Genomic DNA, 24,210 nt, shown 5'->3' on the forward strand with positions numbered 1-24,210 from the left:
CTAGATGCTCAGGTAGCGCTCGAGCAGGGCTGCGTCGGTGCGGAGCTCGTCGGCGCGGCCCGACCACGGGATGGTCCCGCTGTCGTCGAGGATGATGACGCGATCGGCCATGTCGAGAGCGAGGTCGACGTTCTGCTCGGCGATGAGGGTCGACAGCCCCGTGCCGCGGAGCCCCTCGATGCGATCGTGGATGACGTCGAGCACGCTGGGGGCGAGCCCCTCGCTCGGCTCGTCCATGATCAGCAGGCTCGGGTTGGTCATGAGCGCGCGCCCGATGGCGAGCATCTGCTGCTCGCCGCCCGAGAGCGACCTCGCCATCGAGGACTGGCGCTCGGCGAGGCGCGGGAAGAACTCGAACACGCGCTCGACCGTCCAGCGCTCCCCCGCGATCTCCTTGCGCTGGGGGATCACGGAGAGGTTCTCCAGCGTGGTGAGCGACCCGAAGACGCGGCGGCCCTGCGGGACGATCGCGATGCCGAGCCGGGAGATCTGGTGGCTCGACCTCTTCGTGATGTCGACGCCGCCGAAGGTGATGCCGCCCGCGGTGATCGTCGGCGGCCGCAGCCCGCAGATGGCGCGGACGAGCGTGGTCTTGCCCATCCCGTTGCGGCCGAGGAGGGCGACGGTCTCGTTCTCGCCGATGGTGAAATCGACTCCGTGGAGGACCTGCGCCGTCGCATAGCCGACGTGCAGTCCCGTGACGTTGAGGCTCACTTCTTGTCGCGCCTTCCCAGATAGATCTCGCGGACGGTCTCGTTCTCGCGGACCTCCGCGGGCGAGCCGGTGACGACGTGGTGCCCGTTCTCCATGCACATCACCCGGTCGGTGAGACCGAGGGCGAGAGTCATGTCGTGCTCGATCAGCAGGATCGGAAGCGATCGCGGAAGGCCCTCGATGAGCGCCTTCAGGGTGGTGCGCTCCGCGGCGGAGAGCCCGGCCGCGGGCTCGTCGAGGAGCAGGATGCTCGGCTCGCCCACGAGCGCCATCGCGATCTCGAGCTGCCGCTGCTCGCCGTGGGAGAGGTTGGCGACCGTGAGGTCCCGGCGGTCGGCGAGGCCGACCGACTCGAGAGCCGCGAGCGAGCGCTGGGACGCATCGTCCTTCGCGCGCTGAGGGCGCCAGAAGACGCGTGCGGTCGCGGTGCCTCCGCGCGCGGCGACGCGGACGTTGTCGAGCACCGTCATCTCGCGGAACAGGTTCGAGATCTGGAAGGTGCGGCCGACGCCCATCCGCGCGCGGCGCGCGGTCGACATGGTCGTGACGTCCCTGCCGAAGAGGTGGACGGCGCCCGCGGTGGGCGTGACGTCCCCTGCGATCATCTTGAACAGCGTCGTCTTGCCCGCGCCGTTCGGCCCGATCACCCCGAAGCGCTCTCCCGGCTCGAGCACGAGAGAGATCCCGTCGACGGCCTGAACGCCGCCGTAGCGCTTCCCGAGATCCTCGATGACGAGCACGGGGGCACCAGCCCCGGACCCGCGAGGGTCCGAGGCCGGCGCCATTTCCGTTGCAGTGCTCACTAGCCCTGGAAGTCCTGCGAGTAGTTCGGCTGCTGCAGCGCTTCCTCGGGGTCCTGACCGAACCACTGGTCGACGTCCTCGTAGGTCGCGATCGGCGTGTTGTACAGGTTGCCGTCGTCGCGCTTGACCACCTCGCGGATGTAGACCGGTCCGACCGTGTTGTTGTACTCGTCGAACGAGACCCGGCCGAAGATGTTGTCCTCGAAGGTGGACTCGGTGATCGCGGAGACGAGCTCCTCACCCGTGAGGTAGCCCTGCTCCTCGAGAACCGACGCGACGAGCGATGCCGTGATGTAGCCGCCGGCGATGTAGGCACCGGGCACGTTGCCGCCCGAGAACTCCTTGTACGCCTCGATGAGCTCGGCGACGGCCTCCGACTCGCGGCCCTCGGCCCAGTAGCTGACCGACTTCAGGCCCACGATCTGGTCGCCCATCGCCCGCAGCGTGCCCTGGTCGGCGGCGCAGCAGTTGAGGAGCAGCTTGTCCATGTCGAGGCCGAGGCCCAGGTAGGACGTGAGGAAGTTCGGTCCGGGCGCGCCACCGGCGGTGGCGACGTAGACCATGTCCGCACCGGCGGCCTGGATCTGCGAGACGTAGGTCGAGAAGTCGGTGGTGGAGTTCGGGAACCACAGCTGCTCGACGACCTCGCCGCCGTTGTCCTGGAAGCCCTGGACGAATCCGGCGCACGACTCCCAGCCGAAGGCGTAGTCGGCGCACAGCGTGACGGCGGTGTCGAACCCGCCCTCCGTGGCAGCCCACTCGCCGCCGGGGTAGTTCGCCTGCGAGCCGCCCATGGAGCCGGTGCGGACGGTGAGGCCGTTCGCGTTGCGCTGCGTGAGGTCGTCGGAGGCGGCGACGGGGTGGAGGTTGGGGACCCCGACGCTCTCGGCGTACTCGGCGACGGCGAGCGCGGTGTTGGCCAGGAGCGGCCCGACGAGCACGTCCACCTCGTCCTGCTCGACGAGCTTCGCCGCCTTCGTGAGCGAGATCTCGGGGTTGCCCGCGTCGTCCTCGACGATCGTCTCGACGGTGACGCCGTTGACCTCGTTGCCGTTGAGCTCCCAGTAGAGGTTCCAGCCGTCCACCATCTCCTGGCCGGCGACGGCGAAGTTGCCGGTGACGGGGGAGATGTAGCCGACCTTGAGCGTCTCGCTCACGGCCGCCTCCGTGCCGCCGCCCGCATCGGGCTCGGGCTCGGCGGCCTGGGGCGGCGCGCACGCGGTGAGCACCAGTGCGGCCGTGGCGGCGAGGCCGACGAGGCCGATCCAGCGCCGGGGAGCCGTTGTCATCGTTGACGTCATGGCAGTTCCTTTCGATTACGGATTGTGATTGCGGTCGGGCACTGCGGTGCCCTCGGGGGAACTCCGGTCGCCCGGTGGCGTGGCGGAGGGCGAGCGCCCCCGGAGCTTCGCCAGCACCTTCGGCACGCTGCCGGCGACGCCGGCGCGCGCGAAGAGGATGACGAGGATGAAGATGAGCCCGAGCGCGGTCGGCCAGCGGTCGACGTAGCTCGAGAGGACGTTCTCGACGAGCACCACGACGGCGGCGCCGATGAGCGGCCCGAGGAGCGTTCCGATGCCGCCGAGGATGACCATGACGACGAGCAGGACGGAGCGCTCGACGCCGGCCGACGACGGGCTGACGAAGTTGGTGTGCCAGACCGCGAGAACGCCGGCGATGCCCGCGACGGTTCCCGAGATCATGAACGCGCTGAGCTTGTACTGGGCGACGCTGTAGCCGAGGCTGCGCATCCGGCTCTCGCTGTCGCGCAGGCCGCGCAGGCTCGCGCCGAAGGGCGAGCTGCTGACGACCCAGAGGGCCCCTGTCGTGATCACGAAGATGCCGAGCACGACGTAGTAGTAGATCCACTCCTCGTGCAGGTTCCCGGGAGCGGCGATGCCGGAGATCCCGTTCTCTCCCCCGGTGACGGACGACAGGCGGAAGGCGAGGCCGTAGATGAGCATGCCGAGCGCGAGCGTGACCATGAGGAAGTAGATGCCGCTCGTGCGCATCGACAGCAGGCCGTAGAGGAACGACACCACAAGGGTGACCACGAGGGCCAGCAGCACCTGCGTCATCGAATCGAGACCCTGGCGGGATGCCCAGCCCACGGCGTACGCGGACGCCGCGGCGATCGCGCCATGGCCGAGCGAGACCATGCCGCCGTCGCCGCCGAGGAAGTTGACGCTCGAGGCGAGGACGGCGGCGATGAGGATGGTCGAGGCGAGGCCGAGGACGAAGTTGGAGACGCCGAAGTAGGGCAGGGCCAGGAGCACGACGAGCAGCAGGCCGAGCAGAGCGAGGTTGACGAGCATCCGACGGTTCATGCGGTCCTCCCGAAGAGACCGGTGGGCCGGAGCACCAGGACGAGGGCCATGGGCAGGAAGATCGTGAAGTAGGCGAGCTCGGGGATCCACGCCTTCGCGAACGCGTCGATGAGCCCGATGAGCACGCTGCCGACGGCCGCTCCGGTGACGCTGCCGAGGCCGCCGATGATGATCACGACGAGGGCGTAGAGCAGCACCTCGTTCTGCACGCCCGGCAGGATGCTCTGCATGCCGGAGCCGATGGTGCCGCCCAGTGCGGCGAGTCCGGCGCCTACGACGAACATGCCGGTGAAGACCCAGGCGATGTTGACGCCCATAGCGGAGATGATCTCGCGGTCGTCGACGCCGGCGCGGACGACGGCGCCGATCCGCGTCCGGGTCTGCACGAAGGCGAGGCCCAGGCCGATCGCGACGGCGACGCCGATCACGAAGATCCGGTACCAGGGGTAGACCAGGTCGCCGATCATGAGCGCGCCGGGGATCGTCGCCGTCGTCGGCAGGTTCTGCGGGTCGCCGCCGAAGACCGCGAGGCAGAGGTCGGCGATCACGAACGAGACGCCGATGGTGAGCAGCACCTCCGGCAGCTCCTGCCCCCGCACGAAGCGGAGGAGGACGACCTCGACGATGAAGGCCGTCGCGGCGACGACGATCACCGCGGTGATCACCGCGAGCAGCAGGTTGCCCGTCAGCCCGGCGATGACGACGCCGATGTACCCGCCGAGCAGGTAGAAGGCGCCGTGCGCCATGTTGACGATCTTCATGAGACCGAAGACCAGCGTCAGACCGCTGGCCAGCAGGAAGAGCAGGGCGCCGAAACTCAGCCCGTTCAGCACTTGCTGCGCCAGGAACACGGGTTCAAACACTCAGAACCGAACCTTCCACGTCGTTGAGGAGTTGGTGCATGGCGGTGTGGTGCCCCAGTAAAGCAACCGATTGCAGAAGTGTCAAGGACTACTGCACAAGTGGTGCGTCATCGACGCAGGAGGAGGCGGGGAAGCCCCGCTGGGGATCCGTCCTGCCGCCGCTGCGTCGTCAGCGCAGGCGCGGCGGGGCGCCGGTCGAGCCGCGCACCACGAGGGAGACGGGGAGCATCACCCGCTCCTGCGTGGGCTCGCCCGTGTCGAGCATGCGGAGGAGCAGTCGCGCCGCCTCCTCGCCCATCGAGCGGGCGGGCACCCGTACGGTCGTGAGCGGCGGGTGGAAATCCTCGGCGAAGACCATGTCGTTGAAGCCCACCACCGACAGGTCCGTCGGGCACTCCAGGCCGTGCCTCCGCAGCGAGCGGAGCACCCCGAGCGCGATGAGGTCGTTCCCCGCCACGATCGCGGTGGGTCGATCGGGGAGGCCGGCGATGACCGCATCGGCGGCGCGCTCCCCCGCCTCGGCGGTGAGTGCGTTCACCTCCATCAGTCGCCCGCGCACCCCCGCCTCGGCGCACGCGGACTGGAACGCTACGCTCCGCGCCTCGCTCGTGGAGAGGCTGGCCGGGCCGGCGATGTGGAGGAGATCCCGGTGGCCCAGCTCGACGAGGTGGCGGACGGAGGCGGCGATGCCCTGCGCGTCCTCCCCCGACACGAGCGGGTACGGCACGCCCCCGGCGTCGCGGTTGAGCATCACGGCGCGCACCCCTGCCCGGTGGATCTCGCTGAGGGTGGGGTCGCCCCGGTGCCCCGAGCCGATGATGAGCCCATCGACGCGGCGGTCGAGGAGGGAGGCGATGGCAACGCGCTCGCCGGACTCGTTCTCGTCGGTGTTGGCCAGGAGCGCGGTGTACCCGCGGGACTGCAGGTGGCTCTCGATCCCGCGCACGATCGGCGGGAACAGCGGGTTCGTGAGGTCGGGGATGACGACGCCGATCGTCATGGAGCTGTCGGTGCGGAGCCCGCGCGCCATGACGTTGGGCACGTAGCCGAGCGACTCGGCGGCCTCGCGAACGCGCAGCACCGTGTCGCGGCCGACGAGGCGCTCGGTCCGCTGGTTGAGAGCACGCGAGACCGTCGCCTTGTGGACGCCCGCGAGCCTCGCGACGTCATCGATGGTCGGGCGTGCGCCCATCTGGGCATCCTCTCGGATCCGCCGGCGGGGTCGCTCGGCTGTCGGTCATCGTATATACCGACAGGGCGAACCTTGCTGAACGCGACGGTGTCGCCCGCCCCGGACTCACTGAGATGCGATGCGGGCAGCTAGGCGCGCTGCTCCGGGCGCATGTTCTTCATCGCCTGCAGGACGTCGACGGCCGAGGTGATCGGCCGCGATCCACCCGGATGCTCGTGGCCGAGATCGGCGAGCGACTGGTAGGTGCCCTCACGGCTCCCGATCACGAACCAGATCCCCCGCGCCGTCTGGTCGGACTGGTTCACGTAGAGGTGCGGGCGGTTCGCGTCGAAGCAGAAGGAGTCCCCCGGCTCGAGCTCGTAGCTGTCGAAGTCGATCTTGAGCGTGAGCCGGCCCTCCAGCAGCACGCCGTACTCGAGCGCGGCGTGGCGCATCATCTTCCCCTCGACGGAGGAGGAGCCCGCGGGCGCGTAGCTCACGATGAGCGGGTCGGCGATCCCGGACTGGCCGACGGCCATGCGCTCCCAGGTGACGCCGTTCTCCATCTCGATCACCGGGTTGTCCTCGCGCCGCTGCACCACCGAGTCCGTCCGCCGGTCGGGTCCGGGCTCCGGTGCGCTCGCCGACGAATTGAGAAGGAGCGGGGTCGCGGCGGGCCGCGGCGCGCCCATGAGACCGTCCAGCGAGATCCCCAGGTGGTTCACGAGGGCGTAGAGGGTGCTCACCGAGGGCTGGGTCTTGCCGGTCTCCACCTGGGAGAGCAGACTCGCCGAGACCCCGACCGCCGAGGCGACGGCGCGCAGGCTGAGCTTGCGGGCCTCGCGCACGCGACGCAGTTCCGAGCCGACGTCGAACTGCATCGTCCGTGTCCTTCCGAGAGGGGGCCGATCAGCCCGAGTGCAACAGCCCTGGTGAACATCGAGGGTTCCGCAATGGTATATGACGCAGAGTTCCCCTGGGTCGGACTCCGTCGTTTTCCCGGGAAACGACGCCATTGCGGGGCCCGTGTGTGAAGCATTACTGTACAGACGTCCATCAGCCCGCTCGGTCGGAGCGGAATCGAGAGGAAACCCGTGGAGCCCACGTCACCCCGACACCGCGACGACGCCGCCGTCGCCTTCCTCGGCCTCGGCGCGATGGGCGCCGCCATGTCCTCCCGCCTCGCCGACGAGGGGTTCGCCGTGTCGGTGTGGAACCGCAGCGACGGCCCGGCGGCCGAGCTCGCGCAGCGCGACGGCATCCAGGTGGTGTCGGGGCCCGCGGAGGCCTTCGCCTCGGCGGAGGTGGTGCACTCCATGCTCGCGAACGACGCGGCCGTGCTCGCCGTCTTCGACGACGCGCTGCTCGACGCCGCACCCGCGGGTCGCGTCCACGTCAACCACGCCACCGTCGCTCCTCAGACCGCGGCGACCCTCGCCGAGCGCCACGCACGGCACGGCGTCGGATACGTCTCCGCTCCGGTCCTCGGCCGCTCGACGATCGCCGGCACCGGCGCGCTCCTCGTCGTCGCCTCGGGAGAGACCGCGAGCGTCGAGCGCGCCCTGCCATCGCTCGAGGCGCTCGGCCAGCGCGTCTGGAACCTCGGCACGGATGCCCGGCTCGCGCCCGTCGTGAAGATCGCCGTGAACTACTCGCTCATCAGCGCGATGCAGTCGATGGCGGAGTCGGTCACGCTCGTGGAGGCGGCGGGGATCGACTCCGGCACGTTCATCGAGGTGCTCACGCACACCGCGTTCAGCGGCTCCGCCCACCGCGGTTACGGGCCGATCATCGCCGAGAAGCGCTACGAGCCGGTCGGCTTCGCGATGGCGCTCGGCCTCAAGGACCTCGGGCTCGCCGAGGGCACGGCCGCCGACCTCGGCGTCGAGCTGCCGGTCGCGCCGGTGCTGCACGAGCTCTTCGAGGCCGCGCTCGCCGACCCGGCGCTGCGGGAGCTCGACTGGTCGGCCGTGGCCGAGATCACCCGCCGACGCTCGGGCCGGGGCTAGACCGCGAGGAGTGCGGCGAGGTTCTCCGGGCGGGCCTCGAGCTCGCCCGCCTCGATCATCAGCGACAGCTCCAGCACGCGCTCGTTGCACGGCGCGGAGCCGCCGTGCTCTCGGTGGACGGCGACGACGAGGCCGTTGATCTCGCGCACCTCGCTCCGGCGCCCCTTCATCCAGTCCTGCAGCACGGTCGTGCGGGTGGTGGGCAGCGTGAAATCCGTGAGGACGCGATCGAGGAGCGTGACGGCGTAGTCGTCCGGCTCCGCGATGTCGGCCTCGGTCATCCCGAAGATCGGCATCAGGCGACTGCCGGCGGCGAGGCACGCGCGGATCGCCTCGCGGCCCGTCTCGATCATGAACTCGCGCATGCCCGGCAGTCGCACGGCGTCGTCGAGAGGGAGCCCGAGGACGGCCGAGGGCACGAGCTCGGCGGCGTTGGCGACGAGCTTCATCCACTTCGACGAGCGGATGTCCGGCGACACCTCGACCGTGCCCGCCGCGCGCAGGACGCTCGCCGCCTCCTCCTCGCGACCGACCGTGGCCGGGTGCATGCTGCCGATCGCGAACCACGACGACGATCGGGGGCTCTGACGCTCGACCACGCCCGGCTCGAACATGTTGGCGGTCACCTCGATGACGGCGCCGAGCGTGCGCTGAGGGCCGAGGATGCTCGCCATGTCGTCGAGCGACATCCCGTTCTGCACGCCGATCGCGAGCCCTGACTCGGCCAGCAGCGGGGCGATCAGCTCGCTCGCCCATCGAGTGTCGTAAGCCTTGACGAGCACGAAGACGAGATCGAAGGGCTCGCGCAGCTCGGCGACCTCGCACAGGTGATGGACGCGGACCGGCGTGATCGCCGTCTCGTCCGGCAGCTCGACGCGCACCCCGTGCCTGCGCATCGCCTCGACATGCGCGGGCCACTGCTCGATGAAGGTCACGTCGTGACCGGCACGGACGAGGTCGGCCCCGATGCCCGCGCCGTTCGCCCCCGTGCCGAGGACGGCGATGCGGGGAGCGCCCGGCGCGGGGCTCACGGACGGGCGGTCGCGCGGCGCCGGCGCTTCGACCGGGCGATCGCGTAGAGGATCGCCGCGGCGAGGATGAGCACGCCCTGGAGGATGTACTGCCACATCTGGTCCAGGCGCAGGAACACCGTCGCGTTGAGCACCTGGATGAGCAGCATCGAGCCGAACAGGGTGCCCACGAAGGTGCCGCGGCCGCCGAGGAGGCTCGTGCCGCCCAGCACGACGGCCGTGATGCTCGAGAGCGTGTAGGCGACGCCCTGGGCGGGGTCGCCGACGCCGATCTGCGTCATGAGCATGATCGCGCCGAGGAAGGTCAAGGCGGAGGTCGCGACGTAGCCGAGCACGACCGTGCGATTGACCTCGACGCCGACGCGACGCGCCGACTCCTCGTCGGAGCCCGCCGCGCGCAGGCGCCAGCCCCACGGGGTCCGACGCAGCGCGACCTCGAGCCCGATGACGACGAGCACGAGCACGATGAAGGCGATCGGCACGGGGCCGAGCTTCGTCGTGATCGCGCGCGAGACCTCGGAGTTGATGAAGCCCTCGGCCGTCGGCCGCAGGAGGAAGCTCAAGCCCTGGAGCGCGATGTACACCGTCAGGGTCGCTGCGATGGCCGTGAACTTCACGTACCTGATGAGCGCGCCGTTGACCAGTCCCACGACGATCGACGCCGCGAGCATGGCGGCGAATCCGAGCAGGATGGACGTCGTCGGCGACTCGTTGAGGATGAAGAACGACCCGACCACCACGAGGAATCCCACGAGGGGTCCGACCGACAGATCGATGCCCCCGGTCAGCAGCGCGATCGTCTGCCCCATCGCGATGAATCCGAGCGCGGAGGTGAGCAGCAGCATCGACGAGATGTTGAAGTCGCCGAGGTAGCGGTCGTTCTGGGCGAAGATGAAGGCGCCGAGCGCGAGCATGACGATCGCCAGCAGCACGGGCGGCGCGTAGTCGCCCTGCAGGAACCGGCGGACGGATGCGCGACGGCCCGCCGCGCGCTCGTCGGCGCCGTCGTTCCTGACGTCGTCGACGTTGACGGTGCGCGTGGTCGAGCTCACCGCGGAGTGGATCATCCGCTCCTCGGTGATCTCGGCGCCGCGCAGGGTGTCGACGACGTGGCCGCGCGACATCACGATGACCGTGTCGCAGAGGCCCTCGAGCTCTTTCGCGTCGGACGACGCGACGATGACGGGGATGCCCGCGGCCGAGACCTCGCGCAGGATCCCGTAGATCTCCGCGCGCGCTCCGACGTCGACGCCCTGGGTCGGCTCGTCGGCGAGGATCAGCACCGGCTCCGAGAGCAGCGCCCGCGCCATCATGACCTTCTGCTGGTTGCCGCCCGAGAGCGAGGAGACCGGGGCGTCGAGGGAGGCCGCCTTGACCGAGAGGGAGCCGAGCGTGTCGCCGAGCATCCCGAGCTCGCGCTTGCGACTGATTAGGAGGCCGCTGCGGAAGCGCCGCAGCGCGGAGACGGCCGCGTTCTCGCGCACCGACAGGCGCATCATGAGTCCCTCGCTCAGGCGGTCGGCGGGGAGGTACGCGGCGCGCGCGAGGAGCTCCTTGCCGGTCACCGCCCGGCCCTCGATCTCGACCGCTCCGTCGAAGGAGGCGAGGCCGGCGAGGGCGCGCAGCAGGTCGCTCTGGCCGTTGCCCACTACCCCCGCGACGCCGATGATCTCGCCGCGCTGCGCGCTGATCGAGACCTCGTTGAAGCCGGGGCCGGTGAGGCCGGTGGCGGCGAAGCTCGTCGCCCCCTCGCGCGGACCGTCGAACTTGGGCGGGAAGGTCGAGTCGAGCTGACGCCCGACGATGAGCGAGAGCAGCTCGCGGTCGCTGATCTCGTCGACGATCGCGGTGGCGCGAAGGCGCCCGTCGCGGAGGACCGTCACGCGGTCGGCGAGCTCGCGGACCTCGGCGAGGCGGTGCGTGATGTACACGACGGAGGTGCCCTGGGCGACGAAGTCGCGCACGAGGGCGAAGAGCATGTCGACCGAGTCCTGGCCGAGCGGGGCGGTCGGCTCATCGAGGACGAGGAGCGAGGGCTTGACCGCGAGAGCCTTCGCGATCTCGAGCAGGTGCTTCTGCGCGACGGAGAGGGTCTCGACGCGGTCGGAGAGGTGGACCTTCAGACCGACGGTCGCGAGGAGCTCGTGCGCGACGTCGAGGCGCGAGGCTCCGCGCGGGAGGATCGAGGCCGGCAGCGCGACGAGGAGGTTCTCGAGCACGGTCATGTCCGGCAGCACGGCGGGGTGCTGGTGGACGAAGGCGATGCCGCGGCGCGTAGCCTCCCGCGGGTCGAGGACGTCCACGACCTCGCCGCCGATGGCGATGATGCCCCGATCGGGGCGGATCGTCCCGGTCGCGACGTTCATGAGGGTCGACTTGCCCGCGCCGTTCTCGCCGAGCAGGGCGTGGACCTCTCCCGGCAGCACCTCGAGGGACACGTCGGTGAGCGCCGCGGCGCCGCCGAAGCTCTTCGAGATCCCGGTCATGGAGAGCGTCGCCACGGCGGCCGGCGCTTCGGTGGTTGGCATGTTCACGAGAAAACCCTCACTCGCAGCTCTGGGGCAGGTTCGGTATGGGAGGGCTCTCCGGCCCGGCGGCGCGCGCCGGACCGGAGAGCCCGATGGAGCAGGATCAGTCGAGCAGGGCGGCCTGGTCCTCGGGGCTCATCTGAGCCGAGAGGTAGATGTCGCCCGGGAGGTCGTCACGGCAGGTGACGGGGTTCGGGCTGCCCGAGACGCTGTCCTCGAACACCGGAGCGGCGAACGCGGTCTCGCTCGGGATGACGCCGCCCGTGGCACGGGCCACGGCGTGCTGCACCGCGAGACGGACGTTGTCGTTGCCCGTCGCGACCGTGAAGAGCTTGAAGTCGGGGTTGGCGTCCTTCTTCTCCTCCCAGAAGCAGGAGAGCACGTTGCCGTCCGAGGTGACGAGAGCGGGGATGGAGCGACCGCTCTTCTCGAACTCCGGCAGGGCGCCGACGAGCGACGGGCCGAAGTCCGAGACGATGACGTCGATCTGGTCGTACTTCGCGATGGCCGCCGTGAGCACCTGCTGCGTGAGCGCCGGGTCCCAGTTCGTGACCTCGTACGGCTGCTCGCCGATGAACTCGTAGCTGTCGTCGGTCAGGACCGACTCCAGGCCCTCGCGCTCGTCGATGCCCTGGCTGTTGCCGGCCGGGCCCGAGAGGAAGAGGATCTTCGCGCCGTCGGGGAAGTTCTCGGAGATCCACTCGCCCCACGCGACGCCGTCGGCGACGAAGTCGGCGCCGACCCAGAGGTCGAAGTCCTCACCGTCGGTGCCGTTCGGGTCGACGCGGTAGGGAACCGTGACGACGCCGGCCTCGTAGGCGCTGCGCAGGGCGGGGAGCATGGCCTCGCCCGCGTCCGGGAAGACGACGATGGCGTCGGCACCCGAGGCGACCATGCCCTGGATGTCCGAGATCGACTTCTGCGTGTCGCCCTGGCCGTCGGCGTAGAGGTACTCGACGACGCTCGGGCACTTGGCGACCTCATCGGCGCCGGCTGCCGTGGTGACCAGGCGCCAGCTGTTGCCGCCGAAGCCGTCGAGCAGGCCGACGACCGCCTCGTCGGGACCGCACCAGTCAGGTGCGCCCTCGACGGGGGCTCCCGGCTCGGCGCCGGGCTCGTCGGATTCGGCGGCGCAGCCGCTCAGGATGAGGGCTGCGAGGCCCGCGACGGCGATCGCCGTCGACATTTTGCGGTGGATCATGTTCTCCTCCATGGGTCCGCGCGACGACCGTGTCGCACGTGTTCTTGGTGCGTCCGCTCCGGTGGAGCGGACTGTCAGGGTGTTGCGATTGCAGCCGGAGCGCTCGCGCGAGCGAATCGCTGCCGGAGGGCTGCCCAGTTGACCGTGTAGATCGCGACTCCGATCGCAAGCGCGGCGGCCTGGACGAGGGTGCGCACCGCGAACGGCACGCCCAGAGCGAGCACGAACTGGTCGAGCTGGCTGAGGAACAGGGCGGCCACGACCGTGGCCACGGGGAAGCCGCGACCGCCGAGCAGCGACGTGCCTCCCAGCACCACGACGGCGACCGACGTGAGCAGGTAGGTGTTGCCCTGGAAGGCGGTGGGCTGGTTGGTGATGCCGGCGAGCAGGATGCCCGCGGTCGCGAAGAGCAGCTGCGACCACACGTAGGCCGCGCCCTGGTGGGTGCGGTAGCGCAGGCCGGTGGCCCTGGCCGCCGCGGGGCTCGCGCCGACGGCCTCGAACCGACGGCCCGCCACGGTGCGCTTGACCAGGATCGAGACGAGGATGAGCGCCCCGAGCGCGAACAGCACGGCGTGCGGGATCCCGAGCGTCTGCCCGCCACCGATGCTCGCGAGCAGTCGCGTCGTCGTGCGGGGGATGCCTCCGGAGATGCCGAGCACGGCGCCGAAGAGCAGCGCGTTCGTCCCGAGGGTCGCGATGATCGGGTTGAGGCCGAGGCGGCCGACCATGAACCCGTTGAGGAGCCCCGCGCCGATCGCCCAGGCGAAGGCGGCGAGCACGGCGGGCACCAGCAGCGCGTCGTTCTCGTTGGGCATGTGCGTCACGAGCACGACGGCGAGGGACACGCCGCCCGGCACCGAGAGGTCGATCCCGCCCTGCTGGACGACGAGCATCTGGCCGAGGCCGACGATCGCGAGGACGGCTGCGAACGGCAGCATCCCGAGGACCGCGCCCGGGGACACGCTGCTCGGCGCGAGGATCGCGCTGACGACCACGAGGACGACCAGCGAGATGGCGACCGTGAGCAGGCCCTTGGAGATGCTCACCCGCGCGCTCGTGAGGCTCCGCGGCATCGAGGTGTCGGCCATGCTCTCCCCTTCGAAAGTTCTGGTCTCCACCGTCCGGTGTGACCGAACGGGGTGTTGAGTCACACTTTATGGAAAGTCGGCGCTGTTCACAACCACCGATGGTAACGATTCGGCAGAGCGCACAGACAGGGCCGAACGACCCGTCGTTCCTGCGGGGCGCGAGTCCTCCAAAAGGAGGACAATGGATTTCCATGCATCCGCATATATTCGACCTTCTTGCCCCATTCTGAGGCGGCAGGAGGCCGATCGTGCGGCGTGCAGGACCGCGCGTATCGACGTCGGGGCGACGGTGCGCTAGCGTTTATCTTCACTGAACAACGCCGTTCGAAAGGTGGCATTTCGATGAACACAGCTTCTCCGCGCCGCGCCCTCGTCGTCGGGGCGACCGGCATCGCGGGTCAGACGGTCTCCCGCCAGCTCGTCGACGCGGGCTGGGAGGTGCACGGCCTCGCCCGTCGCGGCAACAGCATGCCGGCAGGCGTCATCCCCATCCAGGCCGACCTGCTCGACGCCGACGCCACGCGCGCCGCCCTCGCCGGCCTCCGCCCCGAGATCGTCATCATCACGGCGTGGATCCGCAAGGACACCGAGGCCGAGAACATCGCCGTCAACAGCGCGACGCTGCGCAGCCTGTTCTCCGCGCTCGAGGCCGACGGCGGGGTGCGCCACGTCGCCCTCCTCACCGGCCTCAAGCACTACCTCGGCCCGTTCGAGGACTACGCGACGGGCGTCAAGGCGGAGACCCCGTTCAAGGAGTCGGAGCCGCGACTGCCCAGCCCGAACTTCTACTACGCCCAGGAGGACGAGCTGTTCGCGGCCGCTGCGCGCATGGGCTTCACCTGGAGCGTGCACCGCTCGCACACCGTCTTCGGCTTCGCCGTCGACAACGCCATGAACATGGTGCTGACGCTCTCGGTCTACGCGACCATCTGCAAGGAGCTCGGGCAGAAGTTCGTCTACCCCGGCTCGGTCGAGCAGTGGAACTTCATCACCGACGTGACCGACGCCGAGCTGCTCGGCGAGCAGCTGGTCTGGGCCTCCACCCACGAGAACGGCGAGAACGAGGCCTTCAACATCGCCAACGGCGACGTCTTCCGCTGGCGCTGGCTGTGGCCGCAGATCGCCGAGCACTTCGGCGTGGAGTGGGAGGGACCGAGCGGGACGCCGCGCACCCTCGTCGAGGCGATGACGGATGTCGCCCCCGACGTGTGGCGACGCATCGCCGAGCGCGAGCACCTCGTCGAGTCCGACGTCAGCAAGCTCGCGTCCTGGTGGCACAGCGACAGCGACCTGGGCCGCGAGGTGGAGTGCGTCACCGACATGACCAAGAGCCGCGAGGCCGGGTTCCTCAACTTCCGGTCGACGCCGAAGAGCTTCTTCGACACCGTCGCCCGCTACCGCGAGGCTCGACTGCTGCCCTGACCGGCGAGCGTGCGAAGGGGGCGGGCGCCGAAGCGCCCGCCCCCTTCTGCGTGCCGACCGGACGGCCCGGATTCTCCGGTCTGCCCTCCGCCTCAGAGCGCGGCGGAGAACTCGATGTGCGCCTTGATGGTCTGCGCGGGGTTGCGGGCGGCCTCGACGGCGTCCGTCGCGGTCGCGACGTCGAAGCGCTGCGTCACCAGGGACGTCAGATCGATGCCCGCCTGCGCCATGAAGCGCAGGGTGTCGGGCCACACGCCCGGCGAGCCGATCGAGCCCGTGATCGTGAGCTCCTTCGACTGGATGAGCCCCAGCTTCGCGGGAGCCTCGCGGCCGACATCGATGCCGATGTAGCCGACGCGACCCTTGAACGCGGCGATCTCGAGCGCCTGCGCCATGACCTCGGGGCGCCCCGTGGCCTCGATCACGACGCTCGCGCCGCGCCCGTCGCTCTCGCGAGAGAGCACGGCCTCGAGCTCGTCGGGCGACACCGCGACGTGCGCCCCGAGCGAGAGCGCCTTCTCGCGGCGGTGCTCGCTCGGCTCGACGACGATCGTCTTCGCGCCGAGCTTGGCCGAGGCGGCCGTGACGCACAGGCCGATGGGGCCCGCGCCGAGGACGACGAGCGTGTCGCTCGCGTTGACGTTCCCGACCCTCATGAGGGCGTAGTAGGCGACGCTGAAGGGCTCGACGAGGGCCGCGTTCGTCCAGGAGACGCCCTCGGGCAGCTTGTGCAGCCACGACTCCTTCGCGACGAAGAACTCGGCGGCGGCGCCGCTGATCGAGAAGCCGAAGTGGTCGTCGCCGATGACGCACTCGCCGACGACGCCGTCGCCCTTCTGCAGTCCGGTGACCTTCGAGCCGACCGCCATGACCTCGCCCGACCACTCGTGGCCGGGGATGATCGGGTACTGGAACGGGATGATGTAGCGGCCCTCGAGCAGCTCGATGTCGCTGTGGCAGACCCCGACGGAGCGCGCGGCGACGAGAACCTCGTCGTCGGCGATCTCGGGGATCGGCAGCTCGTCGACCTGCGGGGTGTCTTGCGCGACGTAGCGCAGTGCCTTCATGGCGATGCTCCTCGGTTCGGGGGTGATTAGAAGGCGCGGACGAGGACCTTGACCTGGTCGCCCGTCGGCGAGAGGAGGGTCTCGAAGCCCTTCTCCACGATGTCGGCCATGTCGATCTTGGCGCTGACGACCTTCTCGACGTCCATGCGGCCGCGGCCGATGAGGTCGATGATGCGCGGCCAGTCGGTCACCGGGTAGCACCAGGTGCCGCGGAGCGTGATGTCGCGCTCCGACAGGACCATCGGGTCGATCGCGGCGGGCTTCGTGTGCAGACCCGTCTGCGAGACGCTGCCGGATGCCCGCACCGAGGCCAGCGCCGTCTGCAGCGCGATCTCGTTGCCCGAGCACTCGATGACCGCGTCGACGCCGATGCCGCCCGTGCGGTCGCGGAGCTCTGCCGCGACGTCGGTCGAGCGCGGGTCGAGCAGCTCGCCCACGTCGAGCGAGCGCGCGAGCTCCTGGCGCTTCGGGTTGACCTCCGACATGAACACGGTGGCGCCGAGCGAGGCGGCGTACATCGAGGCGAGCGCGCCGATCGGGCCGAGGCCCGTCACGAGCACGGTGTCGCCGGGGCGCACCTGCGCCTTGTCGACGCCGTAGGCGGCGACGGCCGTGGGCTCGACGAGGGCGCCCTGGATGTCGTTCATCGAGTCGGGCAGCTTCGCCACCTTCGACTCGTGGACGATCGCCTGCTCGGCGATGCCGCCCCAGCTGTCGCTCAGACCGACGCAGGCCATGGAGGTGCAGAGGTGGTTGAGGCCGCGCTGGCAGAAGTAGCAGGCGCCGCAGAACAGCAGCGGCATGACCGAGACGCGGTCGCCGGCGCGGACGCTGCGCACGTCCTTCCCCACCTCGAGCACCTCGGCGGAGAACTCGTGCCCGAGGATCTGCGGTGCGGTCGACCCGTTGAGCCTGTGCGGCTGGGTCGGGATGACGATCGGGCCCACGGCGTACTCGTGCAGGTCGGTGCCGCAGATGCCGCACCAGAACGGCTTGAGCCGCACGTCGTTCGCGCCGAGGGCGCCGGGCTCGGCGACCTCCTCGACACGGATGTCCTTGGCGTCGTGGAAAACGGCTGCTCTCATCGCAATGGCCTCTCTGTGGGTAGCGGCGGTGTCAGGACGTGCGGGTGGGGTCGAACAGGACCTTCCCGCGGATCTCGCCGGCGGCGAGCCGAGTGAGCTGGTGCGGAACCTCGTCGAGCCCGAAGACGGCCTCGACGAGCTCGTCGCCGAGGTTCGTGCGCGCGAGGATCTCGAGCGACGGCGCCATGTCCTCGCCGCACACGTGGGCGACCGTCGTGGCGATCGTCACCTCGCTCAGGACGAGGTGGTGGACGTCGAGCTCCTGCGGCTTCGAGGGCAGGCCCACCCCGAGGATGGTCCCTCCCTGCCGCACGAGGTCCACGCACAGCTCGAGCTGGCCCGGAGCGCCAGTGGCCTCGATGACGACGTCGGCGCCGACCGGTCCGACGATCTCGCGCAGGGCATCCTTCAGGCCGTCGTCGACGGGCACGACGCGCGTGGCCCCGAGACGGAGGGCCCGGTCCAGCCGCTCCCCCGCGAAGTCGACGACGGTGATGTCCGCATCGGCGAGGGAGGCGAGCCCGGCGAGGATGAACGTGCCGATCGCGCCCGCGCCGAACAGCACGACGCGGTCGCCGTCGGCGACGGTCGACCGGCGCGCGGCGTGCAGGCCCACCGCGAGCGGCTGCGCGACGCCGGCGGCGTCGAGGTCGCAGTCGGCGGGGATGCGCACGAGCGTCGACGTCGCGACGGCGACGTACTCGGCGAGACCGCCGTCGATGTTGAGCCCGTGCGTGACGTAGTGCTCGCACAGGTTCGTGCGACCCTGCCGGCAGCGCAGGCACTCGCCGCACGCGACTCCGGCGCCCGAGGCGACGTGGTCGCCGATCACGAGTCCGCTGTCGGAGCCGCCGGGGAGGTCGACGATCTCGCCGACGAACTCGTGGCCCATGATCAGCGGACCGTGGTGGCCGCTGTGCGGGTGGGGCCGATCGATCGGGAACATGATCGGGCCGGCCTTGTACTCGGTGGCGTCCGTGCCGCAGATCCCGCTGCGGAGGACGCGGACGAGCGCCTGGCCCTCGACCGCGATCGGGACGGGGACGGTCTCGACGCGCACGTCGCCGCGGCCGTGGTAGACGGCTGCGCGCATGGTTCCGGTGACTGCGGGCATGGTGATCGCCGTCACTTCCCGCCGCGGCCGTCGAACGTGTTGAGGTGCGACTGCGAGTCGCGCAGCGTGCTCAGCTCGCCGCCGACCGAGTAGTAGCGCTTGCCCGCGACGAGCAGCTCCTCCGCGGGGAACTTCGTGATGACCTCGCAGCCGGTGGCGGTGACCACGACCTCCTCCTCGATGCGGGCCGCGCCCCAGCCGTCGGCCGCGGGCCAGTACGTCTCGAGGGCGAACACCATGCCCTCCTCGAGCACCTCGGGGTGGTCGAACGAGGTCAGGCGCGAGAAGATCGGCTTCTCCCAGATCGACAGTCCGACTCCGTGCCCGTACTGCAGCGCGAACGCGGCCTCCTCGTTCGGGAACCCGAACTCCTCCGCCTTCGGCCACACCGCGACGACGTCGGCCGTGGTCGCGCCGGGCTTCACGAGGGCGATCGCGCGATCCATGTACTCGCGAGCGCGGGTGTACGCGTCGCGCTGGGCGACGCTCGCCGAGCCGACCGCGAAGGTGCGGTAGTAGCAGGTGCGGTAGCCGTTGTAGCTGTGCAGGATGTCGAAGAACGCCGGGTCGCCCGGGCGGATCAGCCGGTCGCTGAAGACGTGCGGGTGCGGCGAGCAGCGCTCGCCCGAGATCGCGTTCACGCCCTCCACGTACTCCGAGCCGAGGTCGTACAGGGTCTTGGCGACGAGGCCGACGGTCTCGTTCTCGCGCACCCCGGGCCGCAGGAACTCGTAGAGGTTCTCGTAGGCGGCGTCGACCATCGAGGCGGCCTGGGTCAGCAGGCGGATCTCGTCGTGGGTCTTGATGCGGCGGGCCTCGAGGAAGATCTGCTGGCCGTCGACGACCTGGATGCCCTCCCGCTGCAGCGCGAAGAGGATGGGCAGCTCGATCACATCGACTCCGAGCGGCTCGTTCGCGAGCCCGAACTTCTCGAGCTCGCGCTTGACCTTCCGCGCGACCTCCTCGGCGATGCCCGCATCCGGCGGGAACGCGCCGCGCAGGGTCGAGATGCCGGCGCGCGAGCCCGACTCGAGCCGCGGGCGCGTCGCGCCATGGTGCGGCGCGTGCGGGTCGGCGTCGGCCTCGGAGTGCGTGTGGTCGAGCCACGGGTTGTAGAGCGAGTGGTGCTTCGCCGCCGAGCCGAAATCCCACACGATCGGGTCGGTCTTGCGCGTCAGCAGCGAGAAGCGGATCAGCTTGTCCATCGCCCACGTGCCGATGTGCGTGGCCGACATGTAGCGGATGTTCGAGAAGTCGAACGCGAGCACCGCGCCGACATCCGACTTATCGAGCTGCGCCTTCAGCCGCATCAGCCGCTCGGTGCGGAGGCGATCGAAGTCGACGCGCGCCTCCCAGTCGACGGCGTTCGTGCCCGTGGTACCAGTGCTCTTCATGGTCGTCGCTCTCTCTGCGAGGGAGGGAAGGGTGATCTCGTCGATCAGACGAGGATCATCCCGCCCTCGATGGGGATGATCTGCCCGGTGATGTAGTCGGAGTCGCTGCCCGCGAGGAAGATCCCTGTGGGCACGATGTCGGAGGGGTCGGCCGGACGACCGAGGAGGATGCCCGACGACATCGACGCGAAGTTGTTGTGCGCCTCGCCGATCGCCTCGAGGTCGCGGTCGAGCTTGTCCCAGAGCGGGGTCGCGACCACGCCCGGGGCGAACCCGTTGACGGTGATGCCCTGATCGGCGAACGCTCGCGCGCCCGACTGGGTGAGCGAGATGACCGCGGCCTTCGCGGCGCTGTACGGAGCGAAGGAGGAGAAGCCCTGGCGGCCGGCGATCGACGCGGTGTTGACGATCTTGCCGCCCCCGCCCTGCTCGAGGAACTGCTTCGCGGCCTCCTGGGTGCCGACGAGAACGCCGAGAACATTGACCTTCATGAGCAGCTCGAAGTTGCTCTCCGTGATGTCGAGGTACTTCATCGGGGCGTTCATGCCGGCGTTGTTGAAGTAGGCATCGAGCCGTCCGAAGCGCTCGACGGCCGCGGCGATGCCTGCGCGCACCTGGTCGCGATCGGTGATGTCGACCTTGACCGCGAGAGCGCTGCCACCGGAGTCGCCGATGCGGTCGGCGAGCGCCTGGCCCGCCTCGAGATTCAGGTCGGCGATCACGGCGTTGGCGCCTTCGGCTGCGAAGCCCTCGCACAGCGCTGCGCCGATGCCCGAGGCGCCGCCCGTCACGATGATCGTGCGGCCGTGCAGTCGTCCAGCCATGAGGAGGCTCCTTTGCGTCCGGGTGTGCAACCGTCGAGCCCTGCGGCTCGTGTGTTCACTATAAGTGAACTTACCCAGCGTCGCCATCCAAATCAAGTGAACACGGATGCTCGATCCGTGGCTTCCAGGACGGCTCCAGCGAAGCCAACTCGGGAGCGATGCGTCCCCGCTTCCGGGGCGATCGGCGGGATACCGGCGTTGTGCGCCTTGCCGGGGCCCCATCGAGTGGTGTTGAGTCTGGGTACAAGCCGTTCAGCGAGCATCCGCTCGATCGAACGAGCTCAGACCCGCAAGGAGCGACCATGGCGTTCACCGTCACCGGCGTGCACCACGTCGGCATCACCGTGCGAGACATGCAGCGCTCGTTCGACTGGTACACCCGCATGTTCGGCGTCGAGCCCGGCCCCGTCAACCACGGCGAGGGCCCCGACCTCGAGCGCGGCGTGCAGGTGCCGGGCGCGAAGCTGTCGTTCTCGATGATCCGGATCGGCAACGTGAACGTCGAGTTCCTCGAGTACCACGAGCCCGAGGGCAAGGAGTGGGATCGCACCAACGGCGACGTCGGCTCGGCCCACATCTGCCTCGAGGTCGACGACATGGACGCCGCCTACGCCGAGCTCATCGAGCGCGGGGCGGTCTTCAACGGGCCGCCGGTGACGCTCGCGGACGGCGACCTCGCCGGCTCGCAGTGGGCGTACCTCCGCGACCCCGACGGCATCCAGCTCGAGATCTGGCAGTACCCCAAGGAGTAGGGGGCGTCCGTCGGGAGACGAGCCCGTCAGCTCGGGATGCGCGGCGGCGGCCTTCGGGCCGTCGCCGCGTTCTTGTTCACAAAAGCTCAACAGAACGGTCGGATAACGCTTCTAGATTCAGTTTGGTCGAACTCTTTCCATGTGAACGCATGAAGATGTACAGTGCGGCTGAATGCACCGCCCGACGATCACCGTCGATCGTCGCTCCCCCTGCATCGGTTTCAAAGGAGAAATCACATGAGGAAAGCACAGCCGGCGCGGTTCCGCCGACTTCTCGCGGTCAGCATGACCGCCGTCGCCGCTCTCGCCCTCGCGGCGTGCGCGAGCGCCGAGCCCGCCCCCGTCGCCGACGGCGACGCCCCCGCCGAGGAGACCCTGCAGGTCGCCTTCATCTCGTTCGCCGTCGCCAACACCTACGACGAGCCGATGCTCGCCGAGATCGAGCGCGTCGCGGCCGAGAACAACATCGAGATCACCGTCTTCGACGGCAACCTCGACCCCAACCTCCAGGTCACGCTCATCCAGGACGTCATCGCCTCGGGTCAGTACGACGGCATGATCACCCAGCCCGTCTTCGGGCCGGCGCTCGTCGACGTCGTGCAGCAGGCGATCGACGCCGGACTCACGGTCGTCAACATCGACCAGATCCTCGGCGACGACTTCACCACCGGTGCGACGCAGCTCGAGGGCCTCGCGGCGAACGTCGTGTTCGTGCCGAGCGACCTGGGCACCAAGCTCGGCGAGCAGGTCGTCGACGCGTGCGCGACGCAGGACCTCGACCCCTGCAACGTCGCCTTCCTGCACGACGTCAAGGCCTCGGCCATCGGCATCGCGCTGTACGACGCGTTCAACGCCGTCATCGAGGGCACCCCGGTGACGATCGTCGCCGAGGGCGAGACCTTCTACAACCCGGCCGCAGCGCAGACCGCGGTGAGCGACATCCTCACGGCCAACCCCGACATCGACCTCATCGCGACGTCGGACCAGGGCCTGCAGGGCGCCGTCCAGGCGATCGAGTCGGCCGGCGGGGCGCTCAGCGACTACCTCATGGTCGGCTACGGCGGCTCGGTCTGGTCGCAGCAGCGGGTCTCCGAGGGCGCCGTCTACGCGAACGTCCTCCAGGTCCCCGCGACCGAGGGTCGCCTCGGCATGGAGGCCATGGTCGACGCTCTCCGCAACGGCAACAACCAGGGCGACGTCGACCCGTTCGCCGACCTCCCCGGCGGTGGCGTGATCACCCAGGAGAACGCGGCCGAGTTCACCGGCGAGTGGGCCGGATAATCCATGCCCCACACGGCAGCCGCCGGCGCCCCGCAGCTCCTCGTGGAGCTGCGGGGCGCCGGCAAGTCCTTCGGCGGTCTCCCGGTCCTCTCCGACATCGACCTGCGGCTCGAGCCCGGCTCGGTGCACGCGCTCGTCGGTGAGAACGGCGCGGGCAAGTCGACGCTCAGCAAGATCATCTCCGGCGTGTACACGGCCGACTCCGGTCAGCTGCTCGTCGACGGCGAGGAGGCCAGCTTCAGCTCGCCCCGCGAGGCGCTCGACCGCGGCATCGCGACGATCGCGCAGGAGCTCGCCCTCGTGCCCGAGCTCTCCGTCGCCGAGAACGTGTTCCTGGGGCGCGAGCCACGCACGCTCGGCTTCATCGACCGGCGTAAGCTCCGACGTGACTACCTCGCGATCGCCGAGAGCACGGGCTTCGAGCTCGATCCCGACGCGCCCGTCGGGGGGATGCGCACGGCCGACCAGCAGAAGGTCGAGATCATGCGCGCCCTCGCGCGCGGGGCATCCCTCATCATCATGGACGAGCCGACGGCGGCGCTCTCGGCGCACGACACCGTCCTCCTCCACGGCGTCGTGCGGCAGCTCGCCGCCTCGGGTCGCACGGTCGTGCTCATCTCGCACTTCCTCTCCGAGGTCCTCGACCTCGCCGACACCATCACGATCCTGCGGGACGGTCGCCTGATCCGGACGGCCCCGGCCTCCGAGGAGACCGAGTCGACGCTCATCGAAGGGATGCTCGGCCGCTCGCTCGGCTCCGTATTCCCCGACAAGCCCGACGTCGTGTCGCAGGGCGAGGTCGTGCTCACGGTCACCGACCTCGTGGCACCCGGCGTCTACGGGGTCTCGTTCGAGGTGCGGGCCGGGGAGATCGTCGGCCTCGCCGGCCTCGTCGGCGCGGGCCGCAGCGAGATCGCCCACGCGATCTTCGGCTCGGTCGCCCGCGCTGCCGGCACCGTCGAGATCGACGGGGTGGGGGCGCCCGCGTCCGTCCCCGGCGCGCTGAAGAGCGGCATCTTCCTCATCCCCGAGTCGCGCAAGGAGCAGGGGCTCGTGCTCGGGCGCCCGATCCGCGACAACGTGACGCTCTCCAACATGGGGCAGGTCGCCACGGGCGGATGGGTGTCGGCCGCGGTCGAGCGCCGCGCCTCGCGCACGCTGCTCGACCGCGTCACCGTCGCGGGCGACGACCGCCGCAGCATCTCGGCTCTGTCGGGCGGCAACCAGCAGAAGGTGCTGTTCGGCCGGGCGCTCCAGCGCACGCGCAAGCTGCTCATCGCCGACGAGCCCACGCGCGGCGTCGACGTCGGCAGCCGGCGGGCCATCTACGACCTCATCGTCGAGCAGGCCGCGAACGGCATCGGCGTGCTCGTCATCTCCTCCGACGTCGAGGAGGTCATCGGGCTCGCCCACCGCGTGCTCGTCGTCCGCGGCGGCACGATCGTCGGCGAGTTCGCCGGCCGTGCCATGACCGAGGAGAACATCATCACCGCGGCCTTCGCGGATCCGATCACGAACGGGAGCGAGTGAGCC

21 protein-coding genes are annotated in these 24,210 nt (G+C 69.9%); 5 read left to right on the forward strand and 16 right to left on the reverse strand.

Annotated features, from left to right (window positions below; all coding sequences use genetic code 11):
- The 7 genes from ASC54_RS00740 to ASC54_RS00770 all read right to left on the reverse strand — a co-directional run bounded on the left by ASC54_RS00740 (nucleotide 1) and on the right by ASC54_RS00770 (nucleotide 6,759).
- Nucleotides 1-714, reverse strand: coding sequence for an ABC transporter ATP-binding protein (locus ASC54_RS00740; protein WP_055896051.1), 714 nt, complete (start codon nucleotides 712-714; stop codon nucleotides 1-3).
- Complete coding sequence (locus tag ASC54_RS00745) at nucleotides 711-1,454, reverse strand: ABC transporter ATP-binding protein (protein ID WP_200932253.1); 744 nt, start codon at nucleotides 1,452-1,454, stop codon at nucleotides 711-713. Before ASC54_RS00745 ends, ASC54_RS00740 begins: the two co-directional genes overlap by 4 nt.
- Nucleotides 1,455-1,516: 62 nt before the next feature.
- Entirely contained in the window at nucleotides 1,517-2,806 is a 1,290-nt protein-coding gene (locus ASC54_RS00750; protein ID WP_055896057.1) for an ABC transporter substrate-binding protein, read from the reverse strand.
- Between the two features lie 27 nt (nucleotides 2,807-2,833).
- Nucleotides 2,834-3,844: a branched-chain amino acid ABC transporter permease gene (locus ASC54_RS00755; RefSeq protein ID WP_082514763.1), complete on the reverse strand. Its 1,011-nt coding sequence runs from the start codon at nucleotides 3,842-3,844 to the stop codon at nucleotides 2,834-2,836.
- On the reverse strand, nucleotides 3,841-4,707 hold the full coding sequence (locus tag ASC54_RS00760) for a branched-chain amino acid ABC transporter permease (protein WP_082514764.1): 867 nt from the start codon (nucleotides 4,705-4,707) through the stop codon (nucleotides 3,841-3,843). Before ASC54_RS00760 ends, ASC54_RS00755 begins: the two co-directional genes overlap by 4 nt.
- Nucleotides 4,708-4,876: 169 nt before the next feature.
- The gene (locus ASC54_RS00765) at nucleotides 4,877-5,899 is read right to left on the reverse strand and encodes a LacI family DNA-binding transcriptional regulator (RefSeq protein WP_055896063.1); all 1,023 of its coding nucleotides are present in this window, start codon (nucleotides 5,897-5,899) and stop codon (nucleotides 4,877-4,879) included.
- A 128-nt stretch (nucleotides 5,900-6,027) separates the two neighbouring features.
- Nucleotides 6,028-6,759, reverse strand: a complete 732-nt coding sequence (locus tag ASC54_RS00770; protein ID WP_055858505.1) for a helix-turn-helix domain-containing protein — start codon at nucleotides 6,757-6,759, stop codon at nucleotides 6,028-6,030.
- A 213-nt stretch (nucleotides 6,760-6,972) separates the two neighbouring features.
- On the opposite strand from ASC54_RS00770, the gene ASC54_RS00775 reads away from it, so the two are divergent.
- Nucleotides 6,973-7,887 carry an NAD(P)-dependent oxidoreductase gene (locus tag ASC54_RS00775; RefSeq protein ID WP_082514765.1) on the forward strand — a complete coding sequence of 305 codons (915 nt, stop codon included), beginning with the start codon at nucleotides 6,973-6,975 and terminating at the stop codon, nucleotides 7,885-7,887.
- On the opposite strand, the gene ASC54_RS00780 is transcribed toward ASC54_RS00775, so the two are convergent.
- From ASC54_RS00780 to ASC54_RS00795, 4 genes are all read right to left on the reverse strand, one after another.
- The gene (locus ASC54_RS00780; protein ID WP_055896066.1) at nucleotides 7,884-8,918 is read right to left on the reverse strand and encodes a ketopantoate reductase family protein; all 1,035 of its coding nucleotides are present in this window, start codon (nucleotides 8,916-8,918) and stop codon (nucleotides 7,884-7,886) included. The genes ASC54_RS00775 and ASC54_RS00780 overlap by 4 nt on opposite strands.
- On the reverse strand, nucleotides 8,915-11,446 hold the full coding sequence (locus tag ASC54_RS00785; protein ID WP_055897847.1) for an ATP-binding cassette domain-containing protein: 2,532 nt from the start codon (nucleotides 11,444-11,446) through the stop codon (nucleotides 8,915-8,917). Before ASC54_RS00785 ends, ASC54_RS00780 begins: the two co-directional genes overlap by 4 nt.
- A 103-nt stretch (nucleotides 11,447-11,549) precedes the next feature.
- Entirely contained in the window at nucleotides 11,550-12,647 is a 1,098-nt protein-coding gene (locus tag ASC54_RS00790; protein WP_055859438.1) for a substrate-binding domain-containing protein, read from the reverse strand.
- Nucleotides 12,648-12,721: 74 nt separating this feature from the next.
- Nucleotides 12,722-13,738, reverse strand: coding sequence for an ABC transporter permease (locus ASC54_RS00795; protein WP_055858499.1), 1,017 nt, complete (start codon nucleotides 13,736-13,738; stop codon nucleotides 12,722-12,724).
- Between the two features lie 342 nt (nucleotides 13,739-14,080).
- Here ASC54_RS00795 and ASC54_RS00800 point away from each other — a divergent pair, with 342 nt between their 5' ends.
- Nucleotides 14,081-15,160 (forward strand): SDR family oxidoreductase, encoded by a 1,080-nt coding sequence (locus tag ASC54_RS00800; protein ID WP_055858496.1) that lies wholly within the window; start codon nucleotides 14,081-14,083, stop codon nucleotides 15,158-15,160.
- A 92-nt stretch (nucleotides 15,161-15,252) separates the two neighbouring features.
- Here ASC54_RS00800 and ASC54_RS00805 read toward each other — a convergent pair whose 3' ends face one another.
- Genes ASC54_RS00805 through ASC54_RS00825 form a run of 5 tightly spaced genes read right to left on the reverse strand, consistent with a single transcriptional unit; the run spans nucleotide 15,253 to nucleotide 20,644 of the window.
- A complete protein-coding gene (locus tag ASC54_RS00805; protein WP_055896067.1) occupies nucleotides 15,253-16,227 on the reverse strand; it encodes a zinc-binding dehydrogenase in 975 nt (324 codons plus the stop codon).
- 26 nt (nucleotides 16,228-16,253) lie between these two features.
- Nucleotides 16,254-17,312, reverse strand: coding sequence for a 2,3-butanediol dehydrogenase (locus tag ASC54_RS00810; protein WP_055858489.1), 1,059 nt, complete (start codon nucleotides 17,310-17,312; stop codon nucleotides 16,254-16,256).
- A gap of 31 nt (nucleotides 17,313-17,343) precedes the next feature.
- Entirely contained in the window at nucleotides 17,344-18,426 is a 1,083-nt protein-coding gene (locus ASC54_RS00815) for a zinc-binding dehydrogenase (protein WP_200932254.1), read from the reverse strand.
- Nucleotides 18,427-18,437: 11 nt separating this feature from the next.
- Nucleotides 18,438-19,820, reverse strand: coding sequence for a Xaa-Pro peptidase family protein (locus ASC54_RS00820; RefSeq protein ID WP_055858486.1), 1,383 nt, complete (start codon nucleotides 19,818-19,820; stop codon nucleotides 18,438-18,440).
- Between the two features lie 44 nt (nucleotides 19,821-19,864).
- A complete protein-coding gene (locus tag ASC54_RS00825) occupies nucleotides 19,865-20,644 on the reverse strand; it encodes an SDR family NAD(P)-dependent oxidoreductase (protein WP_055858481.1) in 780 nt (259 codons plus the stop codon).
- 302 nt (nucleotides 20,645-20,946) lie between these two features.
- On the opposite strand from ASC54_RS00825, the gene ASC54_RS00830 reads away from it, so the two are divergent.
- The 3 genes from ASC54_RS00830 (at nucleotide 20,947) to ASC54_RS00840 (ending at nucleotide 24,207) form a co-directional block, all read left to right on the forward strand.
- Complete coding sequence (locus ASC54_RS00830; RefSeq protein ID WP_055858477.1) at nucleotides 20,947-21,396, forward strand: VOC family protein; 450 nt, start codon at nucleotides 20,947-20,949, stop codon at nucleotides 21,394-21,396.
- Between the two features lie 237 nt (nucleotides 21,397-21,633).
- On the forward strand, nucleotides 21,634-22,677 hold the full coding sequence (locus tag ASC54_RS00835) for a sugar ABC transporter substrate-binding protein (RefSeq protein ID WP_055896070.1): 1,044 nt from the start codon (nucleotides 21,634-21,636) through the stop codon (nucleotides 22,675-22,677).
- 3 nt (nucleotides 22,678-22,680) lie between these two features.
- Complete coding sequence (locus tag ASC54_RS00840; protein ID WP_055858471.1) at nucleotides 22,681-24,207, forward strand: sugar ABC transporter ATP-binding protein; 1,527 nt, start codon at nucleotides 22,681-22,683, stop codon at nucleotides 24,205-24,207.
- Nucleotides 24,208-24,210: the final 3 nt, after the last annotated feature.

It is taken from the genome of Yonghaparkia sp. Root332, from assembly GCF_001425665.1.
Taxonomy (GTDB): domain Bacteria; phylum Actinomycetota; class Actinomycetes; order Actinomycetales; family Microbacteriaceae; genus Microcella.

Excerpts from the sequence above, each read along its gene's own strand:
- ASC54_RS00830 (WP_055858477.1), top strand. The coding sequence starts at position 20,947 with ATGGCGTTCACCGTCACCGGCGTGCACCACGTCGGCATCACCGTGCGA.
- ASC54_RS00755 (WP_082514763.1), bottom strand. The coding sequence starts at position 3,844 with ATGAACCGTCGGATGCTCGTCAACCTCGCTCTGCTCGGCCTGCTGCTC.
- ASC54_RS00785 (WP_055897847.1), bottom strand. The coding sequence starts at position 11,446 with ATGCCAACCACCGAAGCGCCGGCCGCCGTGGCGACGCTCTCCATGACC.
- ASC54_RS00800 (WP_055858496.1), top strand. The coding sequence starts at position 14,081 with ATGAACACAGCTTCTCCGCGCCGCGCCCTCGTCGTCGGGGCGACCGGC.
- ASC54_RS00750 (WP_055896057.1), bottom strand. The coding sequence starts at position 2,806 with ATGACAACGGCTCCCCGGCGCTGGATCGGCCTCGTCGGCCTCGCCGCC.
- ASC54_RS00765 (WP_055896063.1), bottom strand. The coding sequence starts at position 5,899 with ATGGGCGCACGCCCGACCATCGATGACGTCGCGAGGCTCGCGGGCGTC.
- ASC54_RS00805 (WP_055896067.1), bottom strand. The coding sequence starts at position 16,227 with ATGAAGGCACTGCGCTACGTCGCGCAAGACACCCCGCAGGTCGACGAG.
- ASC54_RS00795 (WP_055858499.1), bottom strand. The coding sequence starts at position 13,738 with ATGGCCGACACCTCGATGCCGCGGAGCCTCACGAGCGCGCGGGTGAGC.
- ASC54_RS00790 (WP_055859438.1), bottom strand. The coding sequence starts at position 12,647 with ATGATCCACCGCAAAATGTCGACGGCGATCGCCGTCGCGGGCCTCGCA.
- ASC54_RS00770 (WP_055858505.1), bottom strand. The coding sequence starts at position 6,759 with ATGCAGTTCGACGTCGGCTCGGAACTGCGTCGCGTGCGCGAGGCCCGC.
- ASC54_RS00815 (WP_200932254.1), bottom strand. The coding sequence starts at position 18,426 with ATGCCCGCAGTCACCGGAACCATGCGCGCAGCCGTCTACCACGGCCGC.
- ASC54_RS00825 (WP_055858481.1), bottom strand. The coding sequence starts at position 20,644 with ATGGCTGGACGACTGCACGGCCGCACGATCATCGTGACGGGCGGCGCC.
- ASC54_RS00810 (WP_055858489.1), bottom strand. The coding sequence starts at position 17,312 with ATGAGAGCAGCCGTTTTCCACGACGCCAAGGACATCCGTGTCGAGGAG.
- ASC54_RS00820 (WP_055858486.1), bottom strand. The coding sequence starts at position 19,820 with ATGAAGAGCACTGGTACCACGGGCACGAACGCCGTCGACTGGGAGGCG.
- ASC54_RS00840 (WP_055858471.1), top strand. The coding sequence starts at position 22,681 with ATGCCCCACACGGCAGCCGCCGGCGCCCCGCAGCTCCTCGTGGAGCTG.
- ASC54_RS00835 (WP_055896070.1), top strand. The coding sequence starts at position 21,634 with ATGAGGAAAGCACAGCCGGCGCGGTTCCGCCGACTTCTCGCGGTCAGC.